The 19463-nt window shown below is 55.3% G+C and carries 20 protein-coding genes and 1 riboswitch; of the genes, 16 read left to right on the plus strand and 4 right to left on the minus strand.

The genetic code is table 11. The features are described 5' to 3' along the window. The first annotated feature begins 62 nt into the window (after positions 1–62). From DV711_RS11055 to DV711_RS11070, 4 genes are all read left to right on the plus strand, one after another. Positions 63–1040 (plus strand): AAA family ATPase, encoded by a 978-nt coding sequence (locus DV711_RS11055; protein WP_114695770.1) that lies wholly within the window; start codon positions 63–65, stop codon positions 1038–1040. 52 nt (positions 1041–1092) lie between these two features. After that, on the plus strand, positions 1093–2877 hold the full coding sequence (locus tag DV711_RS11060) for a cobaltochelatase CobT-related protein (protein WP_114695771.1): 1785 nt from the start codon (positions 1093–1095) through the stop codon (positions 2875–2877). Positions 2878–2983: 106 nt separating this feature from the next. Further along, positions 2984–3445, plus strand: a complete 462-nt coding sequence (locus DV711_RS11065; protein ID WP_114695772.1) for a carboxymuconolactone decarboxylase family protein — start codon at positions 2984–2986, stop codon at positions 3443–3445. A gap of 55 nt (positions 3446–3500) precedes the next feature. Further along, complete coding sequence (locus tag DV711_RS11070) at positions 3501–4310, plus strand: AraC family transcriptional regulator (RefSeq protein ID WP_243633800.1); 810 nt, start codon at positions 3501–3503, stop codon at positions 4308–4310. A 35-nt stretch (positions 4311–4345) separates the two neighbouring features. Here DV711_RS11070 and DV711_RS11075 read toward each other — a convergent pair whose 3' ends face one another. After that, on the minus strand, positions 4346–5023 hold the full coding sequence (locus DV711_RS11075) for a cupin domain-containing protein (protein ID WP_114695774.1): 678 nt from the start codon (positions 5021–5023) through the stop codon (positions 4346–4348). A 161-nt stretch (positions 5024–5184) separates the two neighbouring features. Between DV711_RS11075 and DV711_RS11080 the strand changes: the two genes are divergently transcribed. After that, complete coding sequence (locus tag DV711_RS11080; RefSeq protein WP_114696301.1) at positions 5185–5607, plus strand: cysteine peptidase family C39 domain-containing protein; 423 nt, start codon at positions 5185–5187, stop codon at positions 5605–5607. Here the strand turns inward: DV711_RS11080 and DV711_RS11085 are convergent. Further along, positions 5604–6302 (minus strand): DUF3313 domain-containing protein, encoded by a 699-nt coding sequence (locus DV711_RS11085; protein ID WP_114695775.1) that lies wholly within the window; start codon positions 6300–6302, stop codon positions 5604–5606. The genes DV711_RS11080 and DV711_RS11085 overlap by 4 nt on opposite strands. Before the next feature lie 394 nt (positions 6303–6696). Between DV711_RS11085 and DV711_RS11090 the strand changes: the two genes are divergently transcribed. Together DV711_RS11090 and DV711_RS11095 are read left to right on the plus strand one after the other, a co-directional pair. Beyond that, a complete protein-coding gene (locus DV711_RS11090; protein ID WP_114695776.1) occupies positions 6697–7551 on the plus strand; it encodes a phosphate/phosphite/phosphonate ABC transporter substrate-binding protein in 855 nt (284 codons plus the stop codon). A gap of 11 nt (positions 7552–7562) precedes the next feature. Next, positions 7563–9467, plus strand: a complete 1905-nt coding sequence (locus tag DV711_RS11095) for a diguanylate cyclase (RefSeq protein ID WP_114695777.1) — start codon at positions 7563–7565, stop codon at positions 9465–9467. A gap of 76 nt (positions 9468–9543) precedes the next feature. Here DV711_RS11095 and DV711_RS11100 read toward each other — a convergent pair whose 3' ends face one another. After that, on the minus strand, positions 9544–10353 hold the full coding sequence (locus DV711_RS11100; RefSeq protein WP_114695778.1) for a substrate-binding periplasmic protein: 810 nt from the start codon (positions 10351–10353) through the stop codon (positions 9544–9546). Positions 10354–10777: 424 nt separating this feature from the next. Here DV711_RS11100 and DV711_RS11105 point away from each other — a divergent pair, with 424 nt between their 5' ends. From DV711_RS11105 to DV711_RS11145, 9 genes are all read left to right on the plus strand, one after another. Next, on the plus strand, positions 10778–11029 hold the full coding sequence (locus DV711_RS11105; RefSeq protein WP_114695779.1) for a hypothetical protein: 252 nt from the start codon (positions 10778–10780) through the stop codon (positions 11027–11029). Between the two features lie 54 nt (positions 11030–11083). Continuing rightward, positions 11084–11184, plus strand: a riboswitch (TPP riboswitch). Positions 11185–11294: 110 nt separating this feature from the next. Further along, on the plus strand, positions 11295–13175 hold the full coding sequence (gene thiC / locus DV711_RS11110) for a phosphomethylpyrimidine synthase ThiC (RefSeq protein WP_114695780.1): 1881 nt from the start codon (positions 11295–11297) through the stop codon (positions 13173–13175). An 89-nt stretch (positions 13176–13264) separates the two neighbouring features. Continuing rightward, on the plus strand, positions 13265–14212 hold the full coding sequence (gene mnmL / locus DV711_RS11115) for a tRNA modification radical SAM protein MnmL/YtqA (RefSeq protein WP_114695781.1): 948 nt from the start codon (positions 13265–13267) through the stop codon (positions 14210–14212). A 141-nt stretch (positions 14213–14353) separates the two neighbouring features. Continuing rightward, positions 14354–14839, plus strand: coding sequence for a GNAT family N-acetyltransferase (locus DV711_RS11120; RefSeq protein ID WP_114695782.1), 486 nt, complete (start codon positions 14354–14356; stop codon positions 14837–14839). Between the two features lie 98 nt (positions 14840–14937). After that, on the plus strand, positions 14938–15831 hold the full coding sequence (locus DV711_RS11125) for a nuclease (protein ID WP_114695783.1): 894 nt from the start codon (positions 14938–14940) through the stop codon (positions 15829–15831). Between the two features lie 156 nt (positions 15832–15987). Then, the gene (locus DV711_RS11130; protein WP_114695784.1) at positions 15988–16500 is read left to right on the plus strand and encodes a hypothetical protein; all 513 of its coding nucleotides are present in this window, start codon (positions 15988–15990) and stop codon (positions 16498–16500) included. 13 nt (positions 16501–16513) lie between these two features. Continuing rightward, complete coding sequence (locus tag DV711_RS11135) at positions 16514–17335, plus strand: tetratricopeptide repeat protein (RefSeq protein WP_165840089.1); 822 nt, start codon at positions 16514–16516, stop codon at positions 17333–17335. Beyond that, positions 17332–17865 (plus strand): hypothetical protein, encoded by a 534-nt coding sequence (locus DV711_RS11140; protein ID WP_114695786.1) that lies wholly within the window; start codon positions 17332–17334, stop codon positions 17863–17865. Before DV711_RS11135 ends, DV711_RS11140 begins: the two co-directional genes overlap by 4 nt. Before the next feature lie 4 nt (positions 17866–17869). After that, positions 17870–18349: a hypothetical protein gene (locus DV711_RS11145; protein ID WP_114695787.1), complete on the plus strand. Its 480-nt coding sequence runs from the start codon at positions 17870–17872 to the stop codon at positions 18347–18349. A gap of 24 nt (positions 18350–18373) precedes the next feature. Here the strand turns inward: DV711_RS11145 and nfo are convergent, their stop codons facing one another. Further along, a complete protein-coding gene (gene nfo, locus DV711_RS11150; protein WP_114695788.1) occupies positions 18374–19231 on the minus strand; it encodes a deoxyribonuclease IV in 858 nt (285 codons plus the stop codon). Between the last annotated feature and the right edge of the window lie 232 nt (positions 19232–19463).

The raw sequence follows: 19463 nt of genomic DNA on the forward strand, positions 1-19463 counted from the left end.
GCCGCGCGTGCACCCGAAGAGGTGCACGCCAGTCCGACCTGAGCGCAACCGCGGAGAAACCCATGAGCGACATCCATCTACAGCAACCCGATTGCCTGGTTTCAGTACGTGATGTGTTCGGCATCGATTCCGACCTGAAGGTACCAGCCTTTAGCGAACGTGATGACCATGTGCCGGAGATCGACCCGGCCTACCGGTTCAATCGTGAAGTCACCCTGGCGATTCTGGCCGGCTTCACCCAAGACCGCCGGGTCATGATCCAGGGCCTGCACGGCACCGGTAAATCGACCCATATCGAGCAGGTCGCCGCACGCCTGAACTGGCCCTGTGTACGGGTCAACCTGGATGGTCACATCAGCCGTCTGGACCTGGTCGGCAAGGACACCATCAGCCTGCAGGACGGCAAGCAGATCACCGCGTTCCAGGAAGGCATCGTGCCCTGGTCGCTGCGCCGCCCGGTGGCGTTGATCTTTGATGAGTTCGATGCCGGTCGCCCGGACGTGATGTTCGTCATCCAGCGGATTCTGGAGCGTGACGGCAAGTTCACCCTGCTGGATCAAAACGAAGTGATCCAGCCGCACCCCTACTTCCGTCTGTTCGCCACCGCCAACACCGTTGGCCTGGGCAACCTGAACGGCCTCTACCACGGCACCCAGGTACTGAACCAGGCCCAGATCGACCGTTGGAATATCGTCGTCAGCCTCAATTACCTGCCGCGCCAGGAAGAAGTAGCGATCGTTCAGGGCCGGGTACCGGGCCTCGACAATGACGCCGGTCAGGCACTGGTCGACCGCATGGTGGCCGTGGCCGACCTGACCCGCCAGAGCTTCGCCTCCGGCGATCTGTCGATCCTGATGTCGCCGCGTACCGTGATCTCCTGGGCGGAAAACCAGCAGATCTTCCACGACACCGAACTGGCGTTCCGGCTCAGCTTCCTGAACAAGTGCGACGAGGCCGAGCGTGAGCTGGTGGCCGAGTACTATCAGCGCTGCTTCAACGATGAGCTGCCTGAATCCGAATCACTGCATCAGATCGCTTAAACCCGATCGGCTCAGCTAGATCGAATAAGCCAATTCGAAAGAGAGTATCGCGATGACCGGTCCGTTGGTCCACTGGGGCAGCAACACCACCGCCACCCCCCAGATTAAGGTGGAACAGCCCCGCAAGGAGAAGCGCCAGCAGCGGCTGGAAGAGCTCTGTGCGGCTACCATCCGGGCACTGACCGGCAACCCCCGACTGCGCTACCGGGGCCACCGGCTGGAACAGGATGGCCGCCGGGTACGCATTCGCGCCCCGCACCTGTATACCGATGTCACCGAGGATGATTTCGATTCTTTCCGTGGTGCCGCCGACGGCCTAGCCTTGCGATTGATCCACAGCGATGCCGAGTTGCATGCCTCGCTGATGCCCGAGAAGCCGCTGGAACAGACTCTGTTCGAGATTCTTGAACAACTGCGGGCCGAAGCCCAGGTCAGCGATGATCACCCCGGCATCCGCCGTAACCTGAAGCACCGCTTTGTCCACTGGTGCCTGCAATACCACCAGTCCGGCATGACCGAAAATCAGGTCGGCCTGATGCTGTTTACCGTGATCCAGTCGGCCTGGTCACGGCTGACCGGCTACCCGACCCTGGAAGAGACCGAAGGTCTGATCGAACCGCAACGGGCGGTATTGGCCCCCCATATCGGCACCGATCTGCTGGGCTTGCGACGCCAGCGCCACGATCAGGCCGCGTTTGCCCAGCACGCCCTGGGGATCGGCCGCGAACTGAGCAGCATCATCGAAGCGGGACAGCCCAGCGGTGACGATGATGACGAACGCGACAGCTCCGATATCGCCGAGAACACCAACTTCAGCCTGATTCTGGAGGAGGATGATGACAATCTGGATGGGCTGGATAACCACAATGCCGTTAGCCGAACCCAGACCGAGCGCGAGCTGAGCGAAGCCCTGAGCCAGTACAAGGTCTTCAGCCGCGAATTTGACCGCGAATTGAGCGCCGACAAGATCGTGCGGCTGGACCAGCGCCGTACCCTGCGTGAGCAACTGGATAAACGCATCAAGCGCCAGGGCATCAACGTGCCGCGCCTGAGCCGCCAGATCGCCCGTGCGCTAGCAGCACCCCGCCTGGACGGCTGGCGCTTCGGTGAAGAGGAAGGTCGACTGGACGCCCGCCGCCTCAGCCGCCTGGTCACCAGCCCGGCCGAACGTCGGGTATTCCGCCAGGAACAACGCCTGCCCCACACCGACGCCCAGGTCTGCTTTCTGATCGACAACTCCGGCTCGATGAAAGAGCACATCGAATCGATCTGCATGCTGGTGGACGTGCTCAGCCGCGCCTTCGAACAGTGCGGTGCCCGCTCCGAAGTGCTGGGCTTCACCACCGGCTCCTGGAACGGCGGCAAACCGTTTAAACAGTGGCGTGGCCGTGGCTGCCCGGCCAACCCTGGCCGATTATCCGAAGTCAGCCATATCGTCTACAAGGATGCCGAACTGAGCTGGCGCCGAGCCCGGGCCAATATCGCCGCCCTGCTCAAGCCGACCCTGTTCCGCGAAGGCATCGATGGCGAAGCCCTGCAGTGGGCTGCCGGCCGGCTGCAGAGCAGCAGCGCCAACCGCAAGATCCTGATCGTGATCTCCGATGGTTGCCCGATGGACAGCATGACCGCGCAACACAACCCACCGGATTACCTCGACCACCACCTACAACAGGTGGCTGGAAGTATCGAACTGGGGGGCCAGATCGAATTGATGGCTCTGGGCGTCGGACTGGACCTGAGCCGCTATTACCGCCGCAGCCTGGCGATGGATCTGAGTCAGTCGATGGACAATGCGCTGTTCTACGAAGTGGTCGATCTGCTGGCCAGCCGCCGTTAAAAGCCCAAACCTATCCGGCACCGCACCACTGCGGTGTCGGAAATCTTCAATACCAGCATCCGGCCCAGCGTTATCTTTGTCTGCATAATCAAGATGGAGATACGCTATGACCTCACGCGCCGACTACTTCAACCTCGCCCCCCAAGCCATGCAGATCCTGCTGCAGCAGGAAGACTACCTGCGGGCGCAGTTCAACAGCTCAGAAATTCTCAATATCAAACTCTGGGAGTTGGTTAAACTCAGGGTGTCACAGATCAACCAGTGCGCCTTCTGTATCGACATGCACAGCAAGGATGCGTTGAACCTAGGAGAAACCAACGAACGCATCCTGGGATTGAATGCCTGGCGTGATATGCCCCACTATTCCGATTTAGAACGCACGGCGTTAGATTGGGCAGAACACTTAACCCGGGGCCAACCGGTTAACGATCAGCGCTACCAAGACCTGGTTCGGGTGTTAGGTGAAAAAGGTGTTGTGGACCTGACCCTCGCCATCAATGCGATCAATAGCTGGAACCGCGTCGCCAAGACTTTTAAACCCGAGGTGGGCAGTTATAAACCCAACTAAGCACTCTGATTCTGGTTTTAACTTTCAGCTGTCCCAACCGTCGGGACAGCTGGCATTGTTTGTCCAGGCCATCTGGTCGGCCTCGGTACAGCAATCAGAATCAGGCTCGATCGCAAAATGGCTCTATTCGGACGCCGGCAGCGGCATTATTTTCAACCTGGTCGGCGGATTGAGTATCGCAGGTGTCCCCCTGCCAGAAGGCGTGATTATGCTGCCGGTCAGCAAGCAGGCGGCCAACATCTCCCTTCCTAGCGGTGCTCGACTCGCTGGCATTCGCTTTCATCCGGCCATTGGATACGGAGTCACCGGCCAGCATTACGACAAGCCGACATTGCTGCCACCTTCCGAAGACCATCAATTCAATCTCTACAACACGTTTGCCGAACTCCGGCAGCAGCTGAGGCCGCAATCTCACCTCGAAACCATCCATCGTTGGGCTGAGCAGCATCTGGGTAAGAGCCAGATGATACCCGACGCGCTGGATCGGGCTATGCAGCAGATCGAACAACAGGAGATGGTCGGGCGAGTCGCTGAACTCTCCACCTTGAGCCTGCGCCAGATCGAGCGGCTGTTTCAGCATCGACTAGACATGACGCCCAAACACTACCAGCGCATCCTCAGAATCAGGAAAGCGATCCACTATTTGCAACAGCACTCCAAGGCCAACTTAGCGGAGGTCGCGCAGCAGTTTGGTTTTAGTGACCAGGCCCATATGACCCGGGAATTCCGCGCCATCGCATCGACCACGCCGACAAAAATCAGTCCCTCAAGTTTGCGCCCACAGCCATCAGAACTCCAGGGTGAAGCGGACTCGAATCAACGAACGGATCTGTTGGCAGACCAGCGCAGATCGAAAATTGGTTGATCTCTGCAATCGCCAAAGTGACAAGGCAGCCTGACCTAAGCGCTTTGATCTGGCAGATGACCTGTTTTCACAAAAATCAGTGCCCCATCTTCTTGGGTAAAGGGTATGTGCTGACTCAAATGAGGACTTCGAAGCCAAGTCCCCTTAGGGTAACTGCCATGCTCATCATGGAAGGTACCCTCCAGCACGAAGATCTCCTCGCCACCCCAATGACAGTGGCTACTGAACTGGGTATTTGGCGCCCACCTAACCAAAGCCACATGCTCGTGCTCGAATTCATGCAACGGCATCACGCTCAGCCCATCGACTAATCCCGGCAGCCAAGGCTGCTGGTTGGTATCGATCACCTTCTGCTCGTCGTCCTCTGGCACAAATTGATGCAGTTTGACCAAAATCGTCGCCCCTTCCTTTCCAATCCTGGGGGTATGGGACGTTCCGATGGGATTGCGAACGTAAGCGCCTTTACCGTAGTCACCGTGCTCGTCCGAAAAGACCCCGTCCAGCACCAGAAACTCTTCACCTCCAGAATGGGTATGTGCTGAAAACTCACTATATGGTGCATAACGGACAATCGAAGTGGCCCTCGCCACCTCGTCACCGATTCTGTCGAGCATCATCCGTGTTACACCCGGCATCGGCGAGTCCACCCACTGATACTGCTCGGGACGAATAACGACCCGCTGCTCAAAATCTGCGTTCAACCGCATCGTCATGAGAACTCCTTGTTGATATTCATCCCTATGGTGTCGGGACCCTACCACCGGGATCGTGCATGTTACTTGTCACCGAACCTGCGCTATCTTGTTGTAGAAAGTTTAAGCTATCGCCAGACGTCGCTATCAACTCACTGACTATCAAGTACGGAGTATCCAATCTGAAGCCTGTCATTCAAGAAGAAACCACCGGCTGCGGAATCGCATCGGTTGCCAATATCCTCGGCAAGAGCTACTCGGAGATGAAAACGATCGCCAATGCGATGGGAATCTACGCCAACGATGAGTCGCTCTGGTCGGATACCCACTATGTCAGACGATTGCTGCGAGCGGAGGGGATTGAGACTGGCACCAATGAGATCTCGTTTGAGTCCTGGTCCGCCTTACCGGATCTTGCCCTCTTGGCGATCAAGCATCACCAAGAAAAGGGCAAGGACTTCTGGCATTGGGTGGTGTTTAAGCGGGTTGAAGGTCAGGCGGTTGTGATCGATTCAGCCAGTTATTTACCGACTAACCTACGCACCGATTTTGAAGCGATGAACCCCAAGTGGTTTATTGAAGTTCACCCAGCCGAGTCGGCTTAACCTGACTTCGGCTGAACCAAGGGTCTCAGTAATCTAACCATCGCTTTGGCCCATGCATCCAAGACTGGACGCACGTTTTCCATTTCCACCTGCTGACTGTCGTTTTCGAGGGGACGGCCGAACCCCTTGCGAACACCGGCAGCCAAGCGTTCTCCTGAATAGCTATCGAGCAGTTCACCTTCGGCAAAGAGTTCGACCACATGGTCCCGGGTACCCGCAGCGGTATTGGCACCGGCAAGTACCAAGGCAATAGGGACATATTCATAAGCGGCAAGATCTTCGACACGCGAACGTACGCCTGTAATCGCGGCTTTGACCCTGAGCGTGTCCAGACCGGGTTCAGCGACTAGCTCAAACTCATTGCCGACTTCCTTACGAATTGCCTTATTGAGGTAAACCAGCAGATTACTCAGTACCTCGGATCGAAGTCTCGGGCCAGGTTTAGGGGCTGGGTAAATGGAAACGGGGTCTAACATGACCTTGCTGAAAGTACGTTTCTGTAATTCAGGACTAGTCCATCTAAGTACTTCGGTACCATCCGCCGCAACGACAGGCTTGAGTTGAGAATAATCGCTCAAGAAACCTGAAAACTCCTCCTGTTTGGCGAGTTTGGAAGTGCACGCAGTTAACGCTAAAGAAGCCGCTAACAATAATAGCGCCCTAGAGCAGCGCACTAGTTTGCTGTCTCTCGCCATGATAGTTCTCCTGCCTAAGCAATAACTTAGCTTGCCTGATGATTACTACTAGCTGATGACGGCTGAGTATAGTTCAATTTTTTTCTTGCACTGGGGGCATGGGGAGTGGACCGTGGATTGGCACTTTCAGAGCAGACTTGATTGATTGATCACTGCTGGGTGATCTGATTTGAAACGATGCACCCCAAGTGGGTCATGGAAGTAAAGTGCCCGATACAGAAAACTCTAGAACCCGGCGCTAGCCGATAGATATTTGATCCATGGCAAGTAACGCTTTGCGATCTCGTAGCATACTCAACGCATGAACTTTGCCTAATCAATCATTTGCGAATTCAGTTATTCCTGATGCTAACGATTAGGTGGGGTAGACAGAGTTACCACAGGGATTGTTGTCATGGGTTTCTTGTGTCGTTCGTTAGTCAAGACCGCCGTTCTTCTCAGCACCTTAGTGCTTAGTCATACCTCCTTTGCACACCACGAAATCGGAAACGAAAAAAGCTACACCCTGGGCGTCGTACCCCAGTTTGAGCAACGAAAACTGTTCCAAATTTGGCAACCCATCGTCGATGAACTGGAAAAGCGCACGGGATTCAACATTCACCTGCAAGGCAGCCCCAGAATTCCAGAATTCGAAAAGAGCTTTATTGCCGGCGAGTATGATTTTGTCTATATGAATCCGTTCCATAGCCTGCGCGCGTCCGCCTCTCAAGGTTATATACCACTGATTAGGGACGGAGGCCGCGAGCTCTATGGAGTATTGGTTGTCCGCAGCGACAGCGATATACAGTCCATCGATGATCTTGATGGTAAAAGGATCGCCTTCCCTGCTCCGAATGCGTTTGGCGCCTCGCTGATGATACGAGCCGACCTTGACCGCAAGCATTCGATTAACTTCGTTCCCAGCTATGTGCAAACCCACTCATCGGTCTATCTCAACGTTGCGTTGAGGCAGGTACAAGCCGGCGGCGGAGTGATGAGTACCTTGCGCGCTCAAAAACCGGAACTGTCTGACAAGCTCAGGGTTTTGTATGAAACCCAACGAGTCGCCCCGCACCCGATTTCAGCGCATCCACGTGTTCCCGAGACGGATAGACAATTACTTCAACAAGCCCTGCTAAGCCTCTCGAAAGAAGCTACTGGGAAAAAACTGCTGAGTGCCATACCGATAAGAGAAGCCGTCAAAGCCAGCTCCAGCGATTACGAAAAAATGCTGGACTGGGGCCTTGATCATTACTGGGTCAGTCACTGAATTATCCATAAATGAGCATACGTACGAAATTAAGCACCCTGATACTTTCTCTGCTGTTAGCTTTTGTTCTATACATCGCTTTTTATTCGATGCCTCATCTAAGGCAGAAAGCAGAAAGTATGGTTTTGAATGAAATCCAGGCTCACCTGATGACAGCATCAGAAGCGATCCTTCCATTTCTGTTACAAGGTCAGCTGGCTAACATTTATGAAACCCTGGATGCCCTAGAGCATGCGAACGATAACTGGCTTGTTATCAAACTGGTAAACAGTCAAGGGCAGCAATTATACCCCTTAGACCCAATCGATACGCCCGTCAGTAATGAAAGGGCTATTGTATTAGACCAATCGGTCGGTTTTGTTTATCCCAACCATGCCGAACTGGTTGTTGCAATCGATCGTATTTCATTATCGAAACTGGGTAATGAACTTGCGATAGAGATAGGGCTAGGAATTCTAGCTCTCGCCTGTTCTTTTTTCTTATGTATCTATATGAGCTTCAAATACCTTATAGATAGCCGACTCAACAAGTTGCTGCTGGTATCTGATGAGATAGCCTCAGGAAACTACAAAATAAAAATAGATAAAAAATCGAATGATGAACTAGGAAATCTAGAATCCAGTTTTAATTTGATGGGTGAGAAAATCAGTGCAATAACGGATCAGCTAACACAGAAAAACGAGGCATTGAAAGAGGCTCAAAAGCTATCAAAAATTGGCTCATGGCAATGGCATATTGATAAAGAGTTGGTCAGCTTCAGCAAAGAAAGCCTTAACATTCTTGCAGCATTCAAACCTGGTGAATGGGTTAGATTAAAAGATATTCGAAGAAACTTTACCACGGAACAGATTATTCAGTTTCAGGGGATGCTTGAAGAGCTCCTTACCGGAAGAGCGATTAACGAGATATTCCGAGTTGAGACGAGAAGTGGGCAAGAGATCTGCTTGCGACTCAGAGCTCAACAGGATCATCGAGATAGCCTTAGATTTACTAAGGTAGTAGGCACATTGCAGGATGTAACAGCCGAACTCGAAGCGCAAAAAGCAAAAGAGGAGCGGCAACGCGTCTACGCACAAATCTTTTATAAAGACCCAACGATCAAATTACTCATCGACCCCAATGACGGACAGATCGTCGATGCGAATCCTGCGGCCCTTAATTTCTATGGCTACAGCGAAGAGAGAATTAAAGAAATAAAGATCTATGATATCAACAAAATGTCGGTTGCCGAATGTCGAGCCGGCATGGCGCTGGTGACCTCAGAGAAGCAATGTAAGTTTCAATTTCAACATCATCTATCTTCTGGTGAAATTCGAGATGTCGAAATTCATTCATGCCCGGTATCACTGGAAGGGAAAACTTATCTTCACTCTTCAATTTTTGACGTTACAGAGCGTAATCAGCTACAGCAACGGTTGGAAGATGCGGCATTACATGATCCTTTGACCTCTCTTTGGAATCGCCGCGCCATCGATACCCAGGGTGAACGAGAGTTTTTATTGAGCAAACGTAACAATACCCACCTATGCCTGTTGATGATCGATTTGGATCATTTCAAAGCCATTAACGATCAATATGGGCACCCGATTGGAGATCTCGTTCTCAAGCAGGCCGCAGAGGTTATTTTAGGCGTTGTCAGGGAGACGGATTTAGTCGGCCGCTACGGTGGAGAAGAGTTTGTGGTACTCGCTCCCAACACCAATTTGGACGGGGGCAGCCTGTTAGCAGAGAAGATTCTAGAAGCGATCAGAGCGATGAGTGTCGTGGTTCAAGGGAGCACCATTCGAGTGACTACCTCTATTGGTGTATCTTCGGTAATTGCGACCGACCTGAATTTTTATCAGTTAGTTGAGCGATCGGATAAGCATCTCTACACAGCGAAAGAAGCAGGTCGAGACCGCAGCTCCAGTGCGTAGGGCTTCTCTGCTCTAGCGAAGGCCTATTAACGAACCTGTTACTGGGCCCGCTGGGCGTGATTCCCAGGTTCTGTAATCAATATCTAACGATGTACCCCGCTTCCGGTCGGTACTCAATCTGCGCATCCAGAATATTGCTCCAAAGCGTGCGCTGCTGATCAAAGAAGTCGGTGTGTTGCAGCTCCTTGAAAGCACCCCGCCACTTCTGGATCAGCTCCGGATTGGTGCCGGGGGAGAAGGCCATATAACTTCCAGATTCCCTGATCAGTTTGACCATTTTGATATCGGCCATCCGATACCCCAAGGATCTGGCGGTCATCGGCGCTTCCAGATCGGAGCTTAGCCAATAATTGATTCTTCCATTCATCAGCATCCGAAACCCCTGTGCGTGGTTGTTCATATCCAGCACGCTGAAGCCCTCTCCTGCCAGATACTTGGCGCGCCAATCACCACGCATAACCGCAACGGGCTCTTGCGAGTCTTTCATCGCGTCGAAATCCGAAACCGCCTGGTCGATACGGCTGAAGACCCCGTGTTTGCGGGTAGAAACCGGACCGATAAAGGTAAACCCCGCCTGTTCACGCTCCGCTGTTTTACCGACGGTAAAGACCAGCACATCCGGTGCATTCAACGCGATCTGATAGGCACGACTCCAGGGGTAAACCTCAACTTTGGCCGACCAGCCCAGGCGTTTACGGATCTCGCGAACCATTTCGGTGGTGGTGCCGGTAAAGTTGCCTGCGTAGGTGAAATTGGTCGGAGGCTCTTCGGTGCTCAACAAACGGATTTCGGCCACAGCAGCGACCGAGATCAGCAACAGGATCGCAGCCGTAACGGCTCGAACCAGCGATAAGATAGGCTGTTGGATTGAATCAATTTTCAACATGATCAATGACCGTTAGTTCATCGCCAAAAGCTCAACCACACGACAACACCGGGTACGAAAAAGGACCATCAGGGGTTGGTTAAGGAGCCCCACTTAATCTTAGTGTTCCACGGTTAACACAGCCACCTCGTACCAGCCAAAGCCAGGGTTAGACGGCCCCGTTATCCCGGGCACAGCTTGCCAGTTTTTCAACCACCGGCACTCTTCATCCTGCAATTTAGCATGGGAAAAAATGAGATATCTCATGAAGATATTAACGGGGCTGAATCCGGCAACGGTGCTGGTCCCAGCTCCCCCTGATAACTGGATCTTAACGATCTTCCGGTGGGCCTATACATTGCTATCAGCCTGCTAACAGGCGTGATAAAAACCCAGCAACAATAAAGACAACCCGTCCCACGGTTAGGACGGCAAGGGGCTTACCATGGCATCATTTGACACCCTCATCGAACAAATCGTTGGCGAGAAAGATTGCGCCGTAGTACTTGAGGCATTGAAGCGCTATGAGGTCCAGTCCGATTGCGCCCTGACTCAACGTTCGGCTGTCGCCGCCGCTGAGAAGGCCCACGCCCATCTGGAATCCGAGTCCGAAAAGTGGTCCGCGCTCAACCTGCCGTTGACCGTGCGCTACCAACTGCTGTCCGAGCACCTGCTGGGTACGACTCAGGGGGCCTGAATTAGAAGGCCGCTTATCGGCCTTCCATCCGTTAGTAAATTCGTTACAATCTATCGCGTCTTGTCGGGGTTCCCACTCAGTGGGATGAGAGGTTAACACCAACCCGTGAACCTGATCCGGTTAATACCGGCGTAGGAAACAAGCATTGGGCAACCTGTACGTCACCGCCCTGTCTGTTTATCGGTTCCTCTCCCCCTCCCTTCAAGACATCACTTTTTGACCGCCTGTTGCGGTCGATGGCCGACAGAAGCCGGAGATGTCGATAATGAACAAACAAGAAAACGCCAACCTCAAAGATACCGCCAAGGTCGATGAAGCCTCGGTTCAGCCGTTCCCGGGTAGCCGCAAGGTCTACATCGAAGGCTCCCGCCCGGACATTCGAGTACCGATGCGTGAAATCACCCTGGCCGACACCCCGACCGCGTTCGGTGGCGAGAAGAACGAGCCGCTGCGGGTCTACGACACCTCCGGTCCCTACACCGATCCCGAAGTCAGCATCGATGTACGCCGTGGCCTTTCCTCGGTCCGTAACGAGTGGATCCTCGAGCGCGACGACACCGAGCAGCTCGACGGCCTGAGCTCCGAGTACGGTCGTCAGCGCGAAGCACTGGCCGAGCTGGATACCCTGCGTTTTGACCTGCAGCGCAAACCCCGTCGAGCCAAAGAAGGCAAGAACGTCACCCAGCTTCACTACGCCAAGCGCGGCATCATCACCCCGGAGATGGAATACATCGCCATCCGCGAGAACATGAAGCTGGTTGAAGCCAAGCACAACCCGCAGCTGAACGAGCAGCACCCGGGCCACAGCTTCGGCGCCAATATCCCTGACGAGATCACCCCGGAGTTCGTCCGTGCGGAAGTCGCCGCCGGCCGCGCCATCATCCCTTGTAACATCAACCACCCGGAGCTGGAGCCGATGATCATCGGCCGTAACTTCCTGGTGAAGATCAACGGCAACATCGGTAACTCGGCGCTGGGCTCCTCGATCGAGGAAGAAGTCGCCAAGATGACCTGGGGTACCCGCTGGGGCTCCGACACCATCATGGACCTGTCCACCGGCAAGAACATCCATGAAACCCGTGAGTGGATCATCCGTAACTCCCATGTGCCGATCGGTACCGTACCGATCTACCAGGCGCTGGAGAAGGTTAACGGCGTCGCCGAAGACCTGACCTGGGAAGTGTTCCGCGACACCCTGATCGAACAGGCCGAGCAAGGGGTCGACTACTTCACCATCCACGCTGGCGTGCTGCTGCGCTACGTGCCGATGACCGCCAAGCGGATGACCGGTATCGTTTCCCGTGGCGGTTCCATCATGGCCAAGTGGTGCCTGGCACACCACGAAGAGAACTTCCTCTACACCCACTTCGAAGAGATCTGTCAGATCTGTGCCGAATACGATGTGGCCTTCTCCCTGGGTGACGGCCTGCGTCCGGGCTCGGTCTACGACGCCAACGACGAAGCCCAGTTCGCCGAACTGGAAACCCTAGGTGAGCTGACCAAGGTGGCCTGGAAGTACGACGTCCAGGTAATGATCGAAGGTCCGGGTCACGTGCCGATGCACATGATCAAAGAGAACATGGACAAGCAGCTCGAAGAGTGTCACGAAGCGCCGTTCTACACCCTCGGCCCGTTGACCACCGACATCGCACCGGGCTACGACCACATCACCTCCGGTATCGGTGCGGCGATGATCGGCTGGTACGGCTGCGCGATGCTCTGCTACGTGACTCCGAAAGAGCACCTGGGTCTGCCCAACAAGGACGACGTCAAGACCGGCATCATCACCTACAAGCTGGCCGCCCACGCCGCTGACCTGGCCAAGGGTCACCCCGGTGCCCAGATCCGCGACAACGCCATGTCCAAGGCCCGCTTCGAGTTCCGCTGGGAAGACCAGTTCAACATCGGCCTGGACCCGGATACCGCACGTGAGTACCACGACGAGACTCTACCGAAGGAGTCCGCCAAGGTAGCCCACTTCTGCTCCATGTGTGGTCCGAAGTTCTGCTCGATGAAGATCAGCCAAGAGGTCCGTGAACTGGATGACAACCAGATCGCCGCGATCAACGTCGAGGCCGACAAAGGCATGGCCGAGAAGGCCCAGGAGTTCAAAGAGCAAGGCAGCCAACTGTACTCCAAGCTGTAAACCACTAACCCGCGTGACCCGGTCGGCACGTGCCGACCGGCACGCAACGGTTACCACAACCTCGCACCGACAAATAGTGAGCCGACGTCATGCAGTTATCGGCACAGGTCAATACCTTTGGCCGCCACATGCAGCAAAAATACGGGTACCGGGTTCATAAGCTGGCGCTCAACGCCAGCTTTACCTGCCCCAACCGCGACGGCACCAAGGGGCTGGGCGGCTGTACCTTCTGTAACAACAGCTCCTTCGCCCCCAACGCCAAACAACCGCCGACGGTCGCCTCGCAGATCGAAGCGGGACGCCAGGTGATCCGCAAGCGGACCGGCGCCAACCACTACCTAGCCTACTTCCAGGCCTACACCAACACCTACGCCGACATTAACTACCTCAAAGAGCTCTACGACGATGCCTTGTGCGAGCCGGATGTGATCGGCCTGTCGGTCGGCACCCGTCCCGACTGCGTACCGGATCCGGTATTGGATCTGCTGGCCTCCTACCAGGAGCAGGGCCACGAAGTCTGGCTGGAGCTTGGTCTGCAATCGGCCAACGATCACAGCCTCGAGCGGGTTAACCGCGGTCATGGCTGGGACGAATATCAGGACGCGATCGAACGAGCGCGACTGCGCGAGCTACAGGTCTGCACCCACCTGATCGTCGGTCTGCCCGGCGAAACCGCGATGGACAGCGTTGCCAGCTTCGATCGGGTCATGGAGCTGGGTCAGGCCAGTACCGCCACCCAAGGGATGAAGCTGCACCCGTTGCATGTGGTCAAAGGCACCCAACTGGCCCGCCAGTGGAACCGGGGTGAGTTCACCACCCTGGGATTCGACGACTATATCGAAGCCTGCGTCGAAATCATTCGCCGTAGTCCACCCGAGCTGGTCTACCACCGCCTGACCGGCACCGCCGAGCCCGAGATCTTGCTGGCTCCGGGCTGGTGTGCCAAGAAATGGCTGGTACTCAATGCCATCAGCGCGGCCCTGGATGGCCAACCCTACCCTGGCTTCGACGACGAGCGACTGATCTGCTGCGCCTGAGCAGCAGATCGCTCCCTCCCCCTCTCCCTCTCACCTCACTCCCGAAGGCCAGCACCCGCTGTCTGCTCAAAAATTCACGGTACAACCGCGTTACAACGGCTATGCTGAATCTGGGTATGCGTACGACGATCTGGAGAGTCCATGATCAGGGAAATGACCGCCGCAGATTTTGAGCAGTTCTGGCCAACCTTTTCGGCCATCACCACCGCACAGGAAAGCTACAGTTTCGATCCGGACATGAGCTATGAACAGGCTTACCAACTATGGTGCCTCGAGCCGCTCAAAACCCTGGCGTACTTGGAACAGGGCAAAGTCCTCGGCTCCTACTTCATCAAACCCAACGCCGCAGGCCCCGGCGATCATGTCTGCAATTGCGGCTATATGGTCAGTCCCCACGCCCGTGGCTGCGGTATCGCCACGGCGCTTTGCGATCACTCGCAACTGATGGCCATGGAGCTGGGTTTCAAAGCGATGCAGTTCAACTCGGTCGTCTCCACCAACGAAGGGGCCATCCGTTTATGGCAGAAGTTGGGATTCCGGATTATCGGCACCATCCCCGGCGGTTATCGCCACCGCCAACTAGGCTATGTGGACAGCTATATCATGCACAAAACACTACCCTGTTAAACGGCGTGTCGATCTGGGCACCCCAACCGGTTGTATGTTGTCGTTTAGGATTTGCCGCTTAACCCTGACACCACACTATCCGCTGAGTAAGGGGCCTTATGGACAAGCTTGAGATCCTATGGACACCGCAAGGCACTAATCTGCCATCGCTTGGCGCTCGATCGCTCACCGATATCTCCGACGGCGACACCCCCAATATTCGGATGCCGATCCGCATGCTGTCGATCGACACCCCCGAAACCACCGCCCGCTCCGACAACGGTGCCGCCAAGATCGATGCCCAATTCCAGCAACTGGCGGACTGGATTCAAACGGGCCAAGCCCCGGTCAGCGACAGCTTCGCCCACTACATTCTGCCCAAGCTGGCGGATATCGACGCCGGTACCCTGCAGTTCCGACAGGGCAAACAGGCCGGCGAGCATTACCAGCAACTCATCGACCAGCGCCTTACCAAGCCGTCGGGGTCAAAACGCAAGCTGTTTGTACGCAGCCCTGAACCGCCGTTTGACGGCTACGGCCGCCTGCTGGCCTATGTCTCCCCGTCCTACAGCACCCGTGAGATCGCCACCCTGTCACGGACCCAGCGAGCCACCTTCAACCTCAACATGGTCGAAAGCGGCTGGGCGGCCCCCTTTATCCTGTTCCCCAACATCCCCGGTGAACTGGATCTGCCGCTGTTTGTGGAGCAGGCACTGGCGGCCAAGAACGCCTCACGAGGGCAATATCAGCAACCGCTGTCGATGCCCGGCTACGAATACCGGATGTGCGAAAAGCTCTACAGCATCACCAAAAAGCTGGTCAACGGCGAGCGCTTGAGTGAGGCCCGACGACACAGCTGGCGCTCACGCTACTGCGCCGATATGCGCGACCGACGGCTCTACGGACCAACCGAATATATGCAAATCCCCGAACCCTACCGGCTATGGATCTGGCCGGTTGATCTGCAGCTGTCGATCAGTCGACTGAACCTGATTCCACTAAGCGGCGGGTAACGCCCGGCGTCAGAGCCCGAAAATGGTTGATAAAAGCGGTGCTATATTAATAGCAGCCATGTAAACGACCATTTGAAACTTAAGAGTTACAAGCGCTTAGATAGCGGCTATCCATCCAGCCGGGCAGTTATTCAGGCTACTTGTGGGGATAACTAGATGGATATCAATATCGTCGACATCCTGAATACCGGGGTCACCGGTTTCGCCTTCCTGATGCTCTTCCTGGGTTACAAACTCACCTCCGATGTGCAATCGAAGATCTTCGAAAAACGGGCCGACGAATTCCCCAGTGTGGAGATGTACAAAGAGTGGAAAAGCCTGGTCACCTCGCAACTTAACAACACCCGCTATTTTCTGGTGTTCTCGCTGATCTTCTTTGCCGGCGGGCTGTTCCTGCTGCTGTACCAGGCCGAGAGCAAGATCATTCTGGCGATTACGCCGCTGGATCACGCCTACGCGCCGCTGGTGCACCATCAGTCCGAGACGCTGAAGCTGAGCGACACCGGCCGTGCCACCTTGTCGGTCAAGGACGAACACAACATCTCGATATCCTACGAGAAGCTGCTCAACCGGATTCAGGAGCTGACCTTCACCCTGGAGGATCAGAAGCTGGTGACCAAGGACCTGGTACTGATCAACGCCAACAATGCCACCGATTCGGGTTTTTAGGGGAATGCGTGGGATGAAACCGATCTTCGTTTTGTTTGTGAGTCTGCTTCTTACACCCCTGGCACAAGCTGATTTCAGCGCTTCTCTCGGACGCGCTGGCCAGGCATTTCAATCGGCCGACTACAGCAATGCGTTGAGCCTGCTACGCCAAGCAGAGCCGCTGGCCGAGACGCCCCATGACCAAGCCAAGATCGGTAATGCAATCGGGTGGACCTACTACAACCTCGACGATATCCGGCGGGCCCGACAATACCTGCAGCGCGCATTCGAGCAGGCCAAGCCCACCGAGGACGCCCAACTGCTCAGAAAAATCTCCAACAATCTGGGTCTGCTGGAGTATGCCGAGGGTAACCATCAGGTGGCCAAATCCTACTTCTCCAACCCGTGGGCGAACGGCTCGCCCACCGCCACTACCTACCTGGCCAATATTCAGCGACACGAACGGCTGAACGAAGCCAAGCAACATATCAGCTCAGGCATCGGATACCGGCGTCGAGGCGATTTTGAAAATGCGATTAAGGAATACGACAAGGCACTGGAGATCCTTCCCGACAGCGCCCGGATTCAAGAGTTTAAAGGCTATGCTCAGTTCCGCCTCGGCGACCATCAAGGTTCTATTGAAACGCTCAACAATGCCCTTCGAATAGAACCGGACCGTCTTAACGTGGTCATCAACCTGTTCAAGTCCTACTGCGCTTCCAACGACATTGAGGCGATCGAAGCGCTCATAATAAGCAGCCGCGACCTGATCAGCCAACACCGCGATGTACTCCGCCGGGATGGTGAACTGAATAGGGTCTGCAAAAACTTCAACATTCAAAGTGACGATGCATGAACGACCATTGGGAGATCATCAAGACCATCACCGAGGCCGAGCATCACTTCAATAACCTGTGCTTCAAGATCCGAACCCTGGCCTCCACCTGGCTGCTGGCCACCTTTGCCGGGGTCGGCTTTCTGATTACCAAGACGATCGATCAGAGCCTGAGCATCGGCGACCTCACCGTATTGCTGTGCTGGGCCGGCTCGCTCGGTATTTTCACCCTGTGGATTCTGGATATTCAGATCTACCAGAAGATCCTCAACGCCTGGTTCGAACAGCGACAGGCGATCGAGAGCCAGCACCCCGAATTCCCTCAGCTGCACCAAGCGATCACCAGTACTCAGCCGGGCGGACGAGCCACCAACCTGATCAAACTTTATTACATCGGGCTGTTTTCGGCGCCCTTGCTGCTGGCCTGTTATATCTGCCTCTATAAAGATCTCGCGTCGGTTTTCGCATTCGGTTCGATCGCCCTATTGGTGATATTCTGTTTCGTCATCTATCGACTCAGCCCCAGCGGCCAGGAAATCCCAACAGATTGATGCCATGAACGGCTACCTATCCAGCGTCCTGCTGACAAAACTCACCACCCGACTGCTGTTCGGTTTCACCCTGATCGGTGGTGGTCTGTTTGTCACTCTCAGCAAGATGGAGCATTTAGGGCTGGGCGGCGCTGGAGAGCCTGAGCGTTGGGCGTTGGGTCGGGTTTTGTCGCTGATCGGATGGTGGCTGCTGGCGGTTGGGCTGTACTTTCTGCGCCGCCGACAAGCCTACCGACAGAGTCTAATCATCATAGCTTGGCTGTGCGGCTTGATCAGTGTGGCACTGGCAACACTCTGGTCTGGTATGACCTCGGGGTTTGGTATCTATCTCAGCGCCCTGTTCTACACCTTGCTCTGTGTTCTATGGGGCATGACCATTCAGCACCACCTATGGGCGGGGCTGTTTGGGGTCGTGATACTGCTGCTGCAGATCGCCACCGATATTGTGGTGCTGGGTATACTGGGGGAGTTTCGAATCCACTAAGGCTACGGCCAGGCTGCAACAGCGTTATTGGTACTGCAGCTGGTAGAGCGCCCTTATCTCGTCGGCCCAGATCGACGAATCGATGGTCTCCAGCACCATCGGAATCCCGTCGAACCTTGGATCACGCATGATGAACTCGAAGCAGTCCCAACCGATATAGCCCTGCCCCAGGCTGTGATGGCGATCGACCCGGGTGGCGAAATCAACCTTGGCGTCGTTCAGGTGCATCCCGCGTAGATACTCGAAGCCGACAATGCGCTCGAACTCATCGAAGCTCTGTCGGCAGGCCTCCATGCCCCGCAGGTCATAACCTGCCACGAAGGTATGACAGGTGTCGAGGCAGACGCCGACCCGGCTCTTATCTTCAACGCCATCAATAATCCGCGCCAGCTGCTCGAAACGATGGCCCAGATTACTGCCCTGCCCGGCCGTGTTCTCAATCACCGCCGTGACCCCTTCAACCCGGTCCAGCGCAATATTGATCGACTCGGCGACCCGATCCAGGCAGGCGTCCTGATCGATCCGACTCAGATGGCTGCCGGGATGAAAGTTCAACAGCGTCAGCCCCAGCTGTGCACAGCGCTGCAGCTCGTCGATAAAAGCCGCCCGTGATTTCTCCAATCCTTCCCGATCCGGATGACCCAAATTGATCAGGTAGGAGTCATGGGGCAGGATCTGGTTCGGCTCAAAACCGCACTCCACGCAGTTGACCTTGAACTGCTCGATCACTTCATCGGTCAGCGGTTTGGCTTCCCAGCGACGCTGGTTTTTGGTGAACAGGGCAAAGGCACGGGCTCCGATCTCGCGGGCGTTTAGCGGTGCGTTCTGAACCCCGCCGGCAGCGCTGACATGGGCGCCGACAAACTTACTCGGTTGAGGCATAGGTATTGGTTTAACAGGATGGCAGTCGGTGGGATACAAGCCCGCCGTTGCAATAGCACTTTCACGACGGGCTTACAATGCAGCCGCGATTATAGCGATCGATAAAACCTGCGTCACCGCCATAGCGTCATCGTACGAAGCACACCAGATACTTCGCGCAGGGCTGAGCTGATCCAACGCAACAAAAATGCAGTTACGGCATATCGCCATTAGCGCCGACAAAGATCTGTGA

It is taken from the genome of Motiliproteus coralliicola (assembly GCF_003345655.1).
Taxonomy (GTDB): Bacteria; Pseudomonadota; Gammaproteobacteria; order Pseudomonadales; family Balneatricaceae; genus Motiliproteus; species Motiliproteus coralliicola.

Bases quoted from the DNA above. Each gene is read 5' to 3' on its own strand.
- DV711_RS11055 (WP_114695770.1), top strand. From the start codon at position 63: ATGAGCGACATCCATCTACAGCAACCCGATTGCCTGGTTTCAGTACGT.
- DV711_RS11060 (WP_114695771.1), top strand. From the start codon at position 1,093: ATGACCGGTCCGTTGGTCCACTGGGGCAGCAACACCACCGCCACCCCC.
- DV711_RS11065 (WP_114695772.1), top strand. From the start codon at position 2,984: ATGACCTCACGCGCCGACTACTTCAACCTCGCCCCCCAAGCCATGCAG.
- DV711_RS11075 (WP_114695774.1), bottom strand. From the start codon at position 5,023: ATGACGATGCGGTTGAACGCAGATTTTGAGCAGCGGGTCGTTATTCGT.
- DV711_RS11085 (WP_114695775.1), bottom strand. From the start codon at position 6,302: ATGGCGAGAGACAGCAAACTAGTGCGCTGCTCTAGGGCGCTATTATTG.
- DV711_RS11090 (WP_114695776.1), top strand. From the start codon at position 6,697: ATGGGTTTCTTGTGTCGTTCGTTAGTCAAGACCGCCGTTCTTCTCAGC.
- DV711_RS11095 (WP_114695777.1), top strand. From the start codon at position 7,563: ATGAGCATACGTACGAAATTAAGCACCCTGATACTTTCTCTGCTGTTA.
- DV711_RS11100 (WP_114695778.1), bottom strand. From the start codon at position 10,353: ATGTTGAAAATTGATTCAATCCAACAGCCTATCTTATCGCTGGTTCGA.
- DV711_RS11105 (WP_114695779.1), top strand. From the start codon at position 10,778: ATGGCATCATTTGACACCCTCATCGAACAAATCGTTGGCGAGAAAGAT.
- thiC (WP_114695780.1), top strand. From the start codon at position 11,295: ATGAACAAACAAGAAAACGCCAACCTCAAAGATACCGCCAAGGTCGAT.
- mnmL (WP_114695781.1), top strand. From the start codon at position 13,265: ATGCAGTTATCGGCACAGGTCAATACCTTTGGCCGCCACATGCAGCAA.
- DV711_RS11120 (WP_114695782.1), top strand. From the start codon at position 14,354: ATGATCAGGGAAATGACCGCCGCAGATTTTGAGCAGTTCTGGCCAACC.
- DV711_RS11125 (WP_114695783.1), top strand. From the start codon at position 14,938: ATGGACAAGCTTGAGATCCTATGGACACCGCAAGGCACTAATCTGCCA.
- DV711_RS11130 (WP_114695784.1), top strand. From the start codon at position 15,988: ATGGATATCAATATCGTCGACATCCTGAATACCGGGGTCACCGGTTTC.
- DV711_RS11135 (WP_165840089.1), top strand. From the start codon at position 16,514: ATGAAACCGATCTTCGTTTTGTTTGTGAGTCTGCTTCTTACACCCCTG.
- DV711_RS11140 (WP_114695786.1), top strand. From the start codon at position 17,332: ATGAACGACCATTGGGAGATCATCAAGACCATCACCGAGGCCGAGCAT.
- DV711_RS11145 (WP_114695787.1), top strand. From the start codon at position 17,870: ATGAACGGCTACCTATCCAGCGTCCTGCTGACAAAACTCACCACCCGA.
- nfo (WP_114695788.1), bottom strand. From the start codon at position 19,231: ATGCCTCAACCGAGTAAGTTTGTCGGCGCCCATGTCAGCGCTGCCGGC.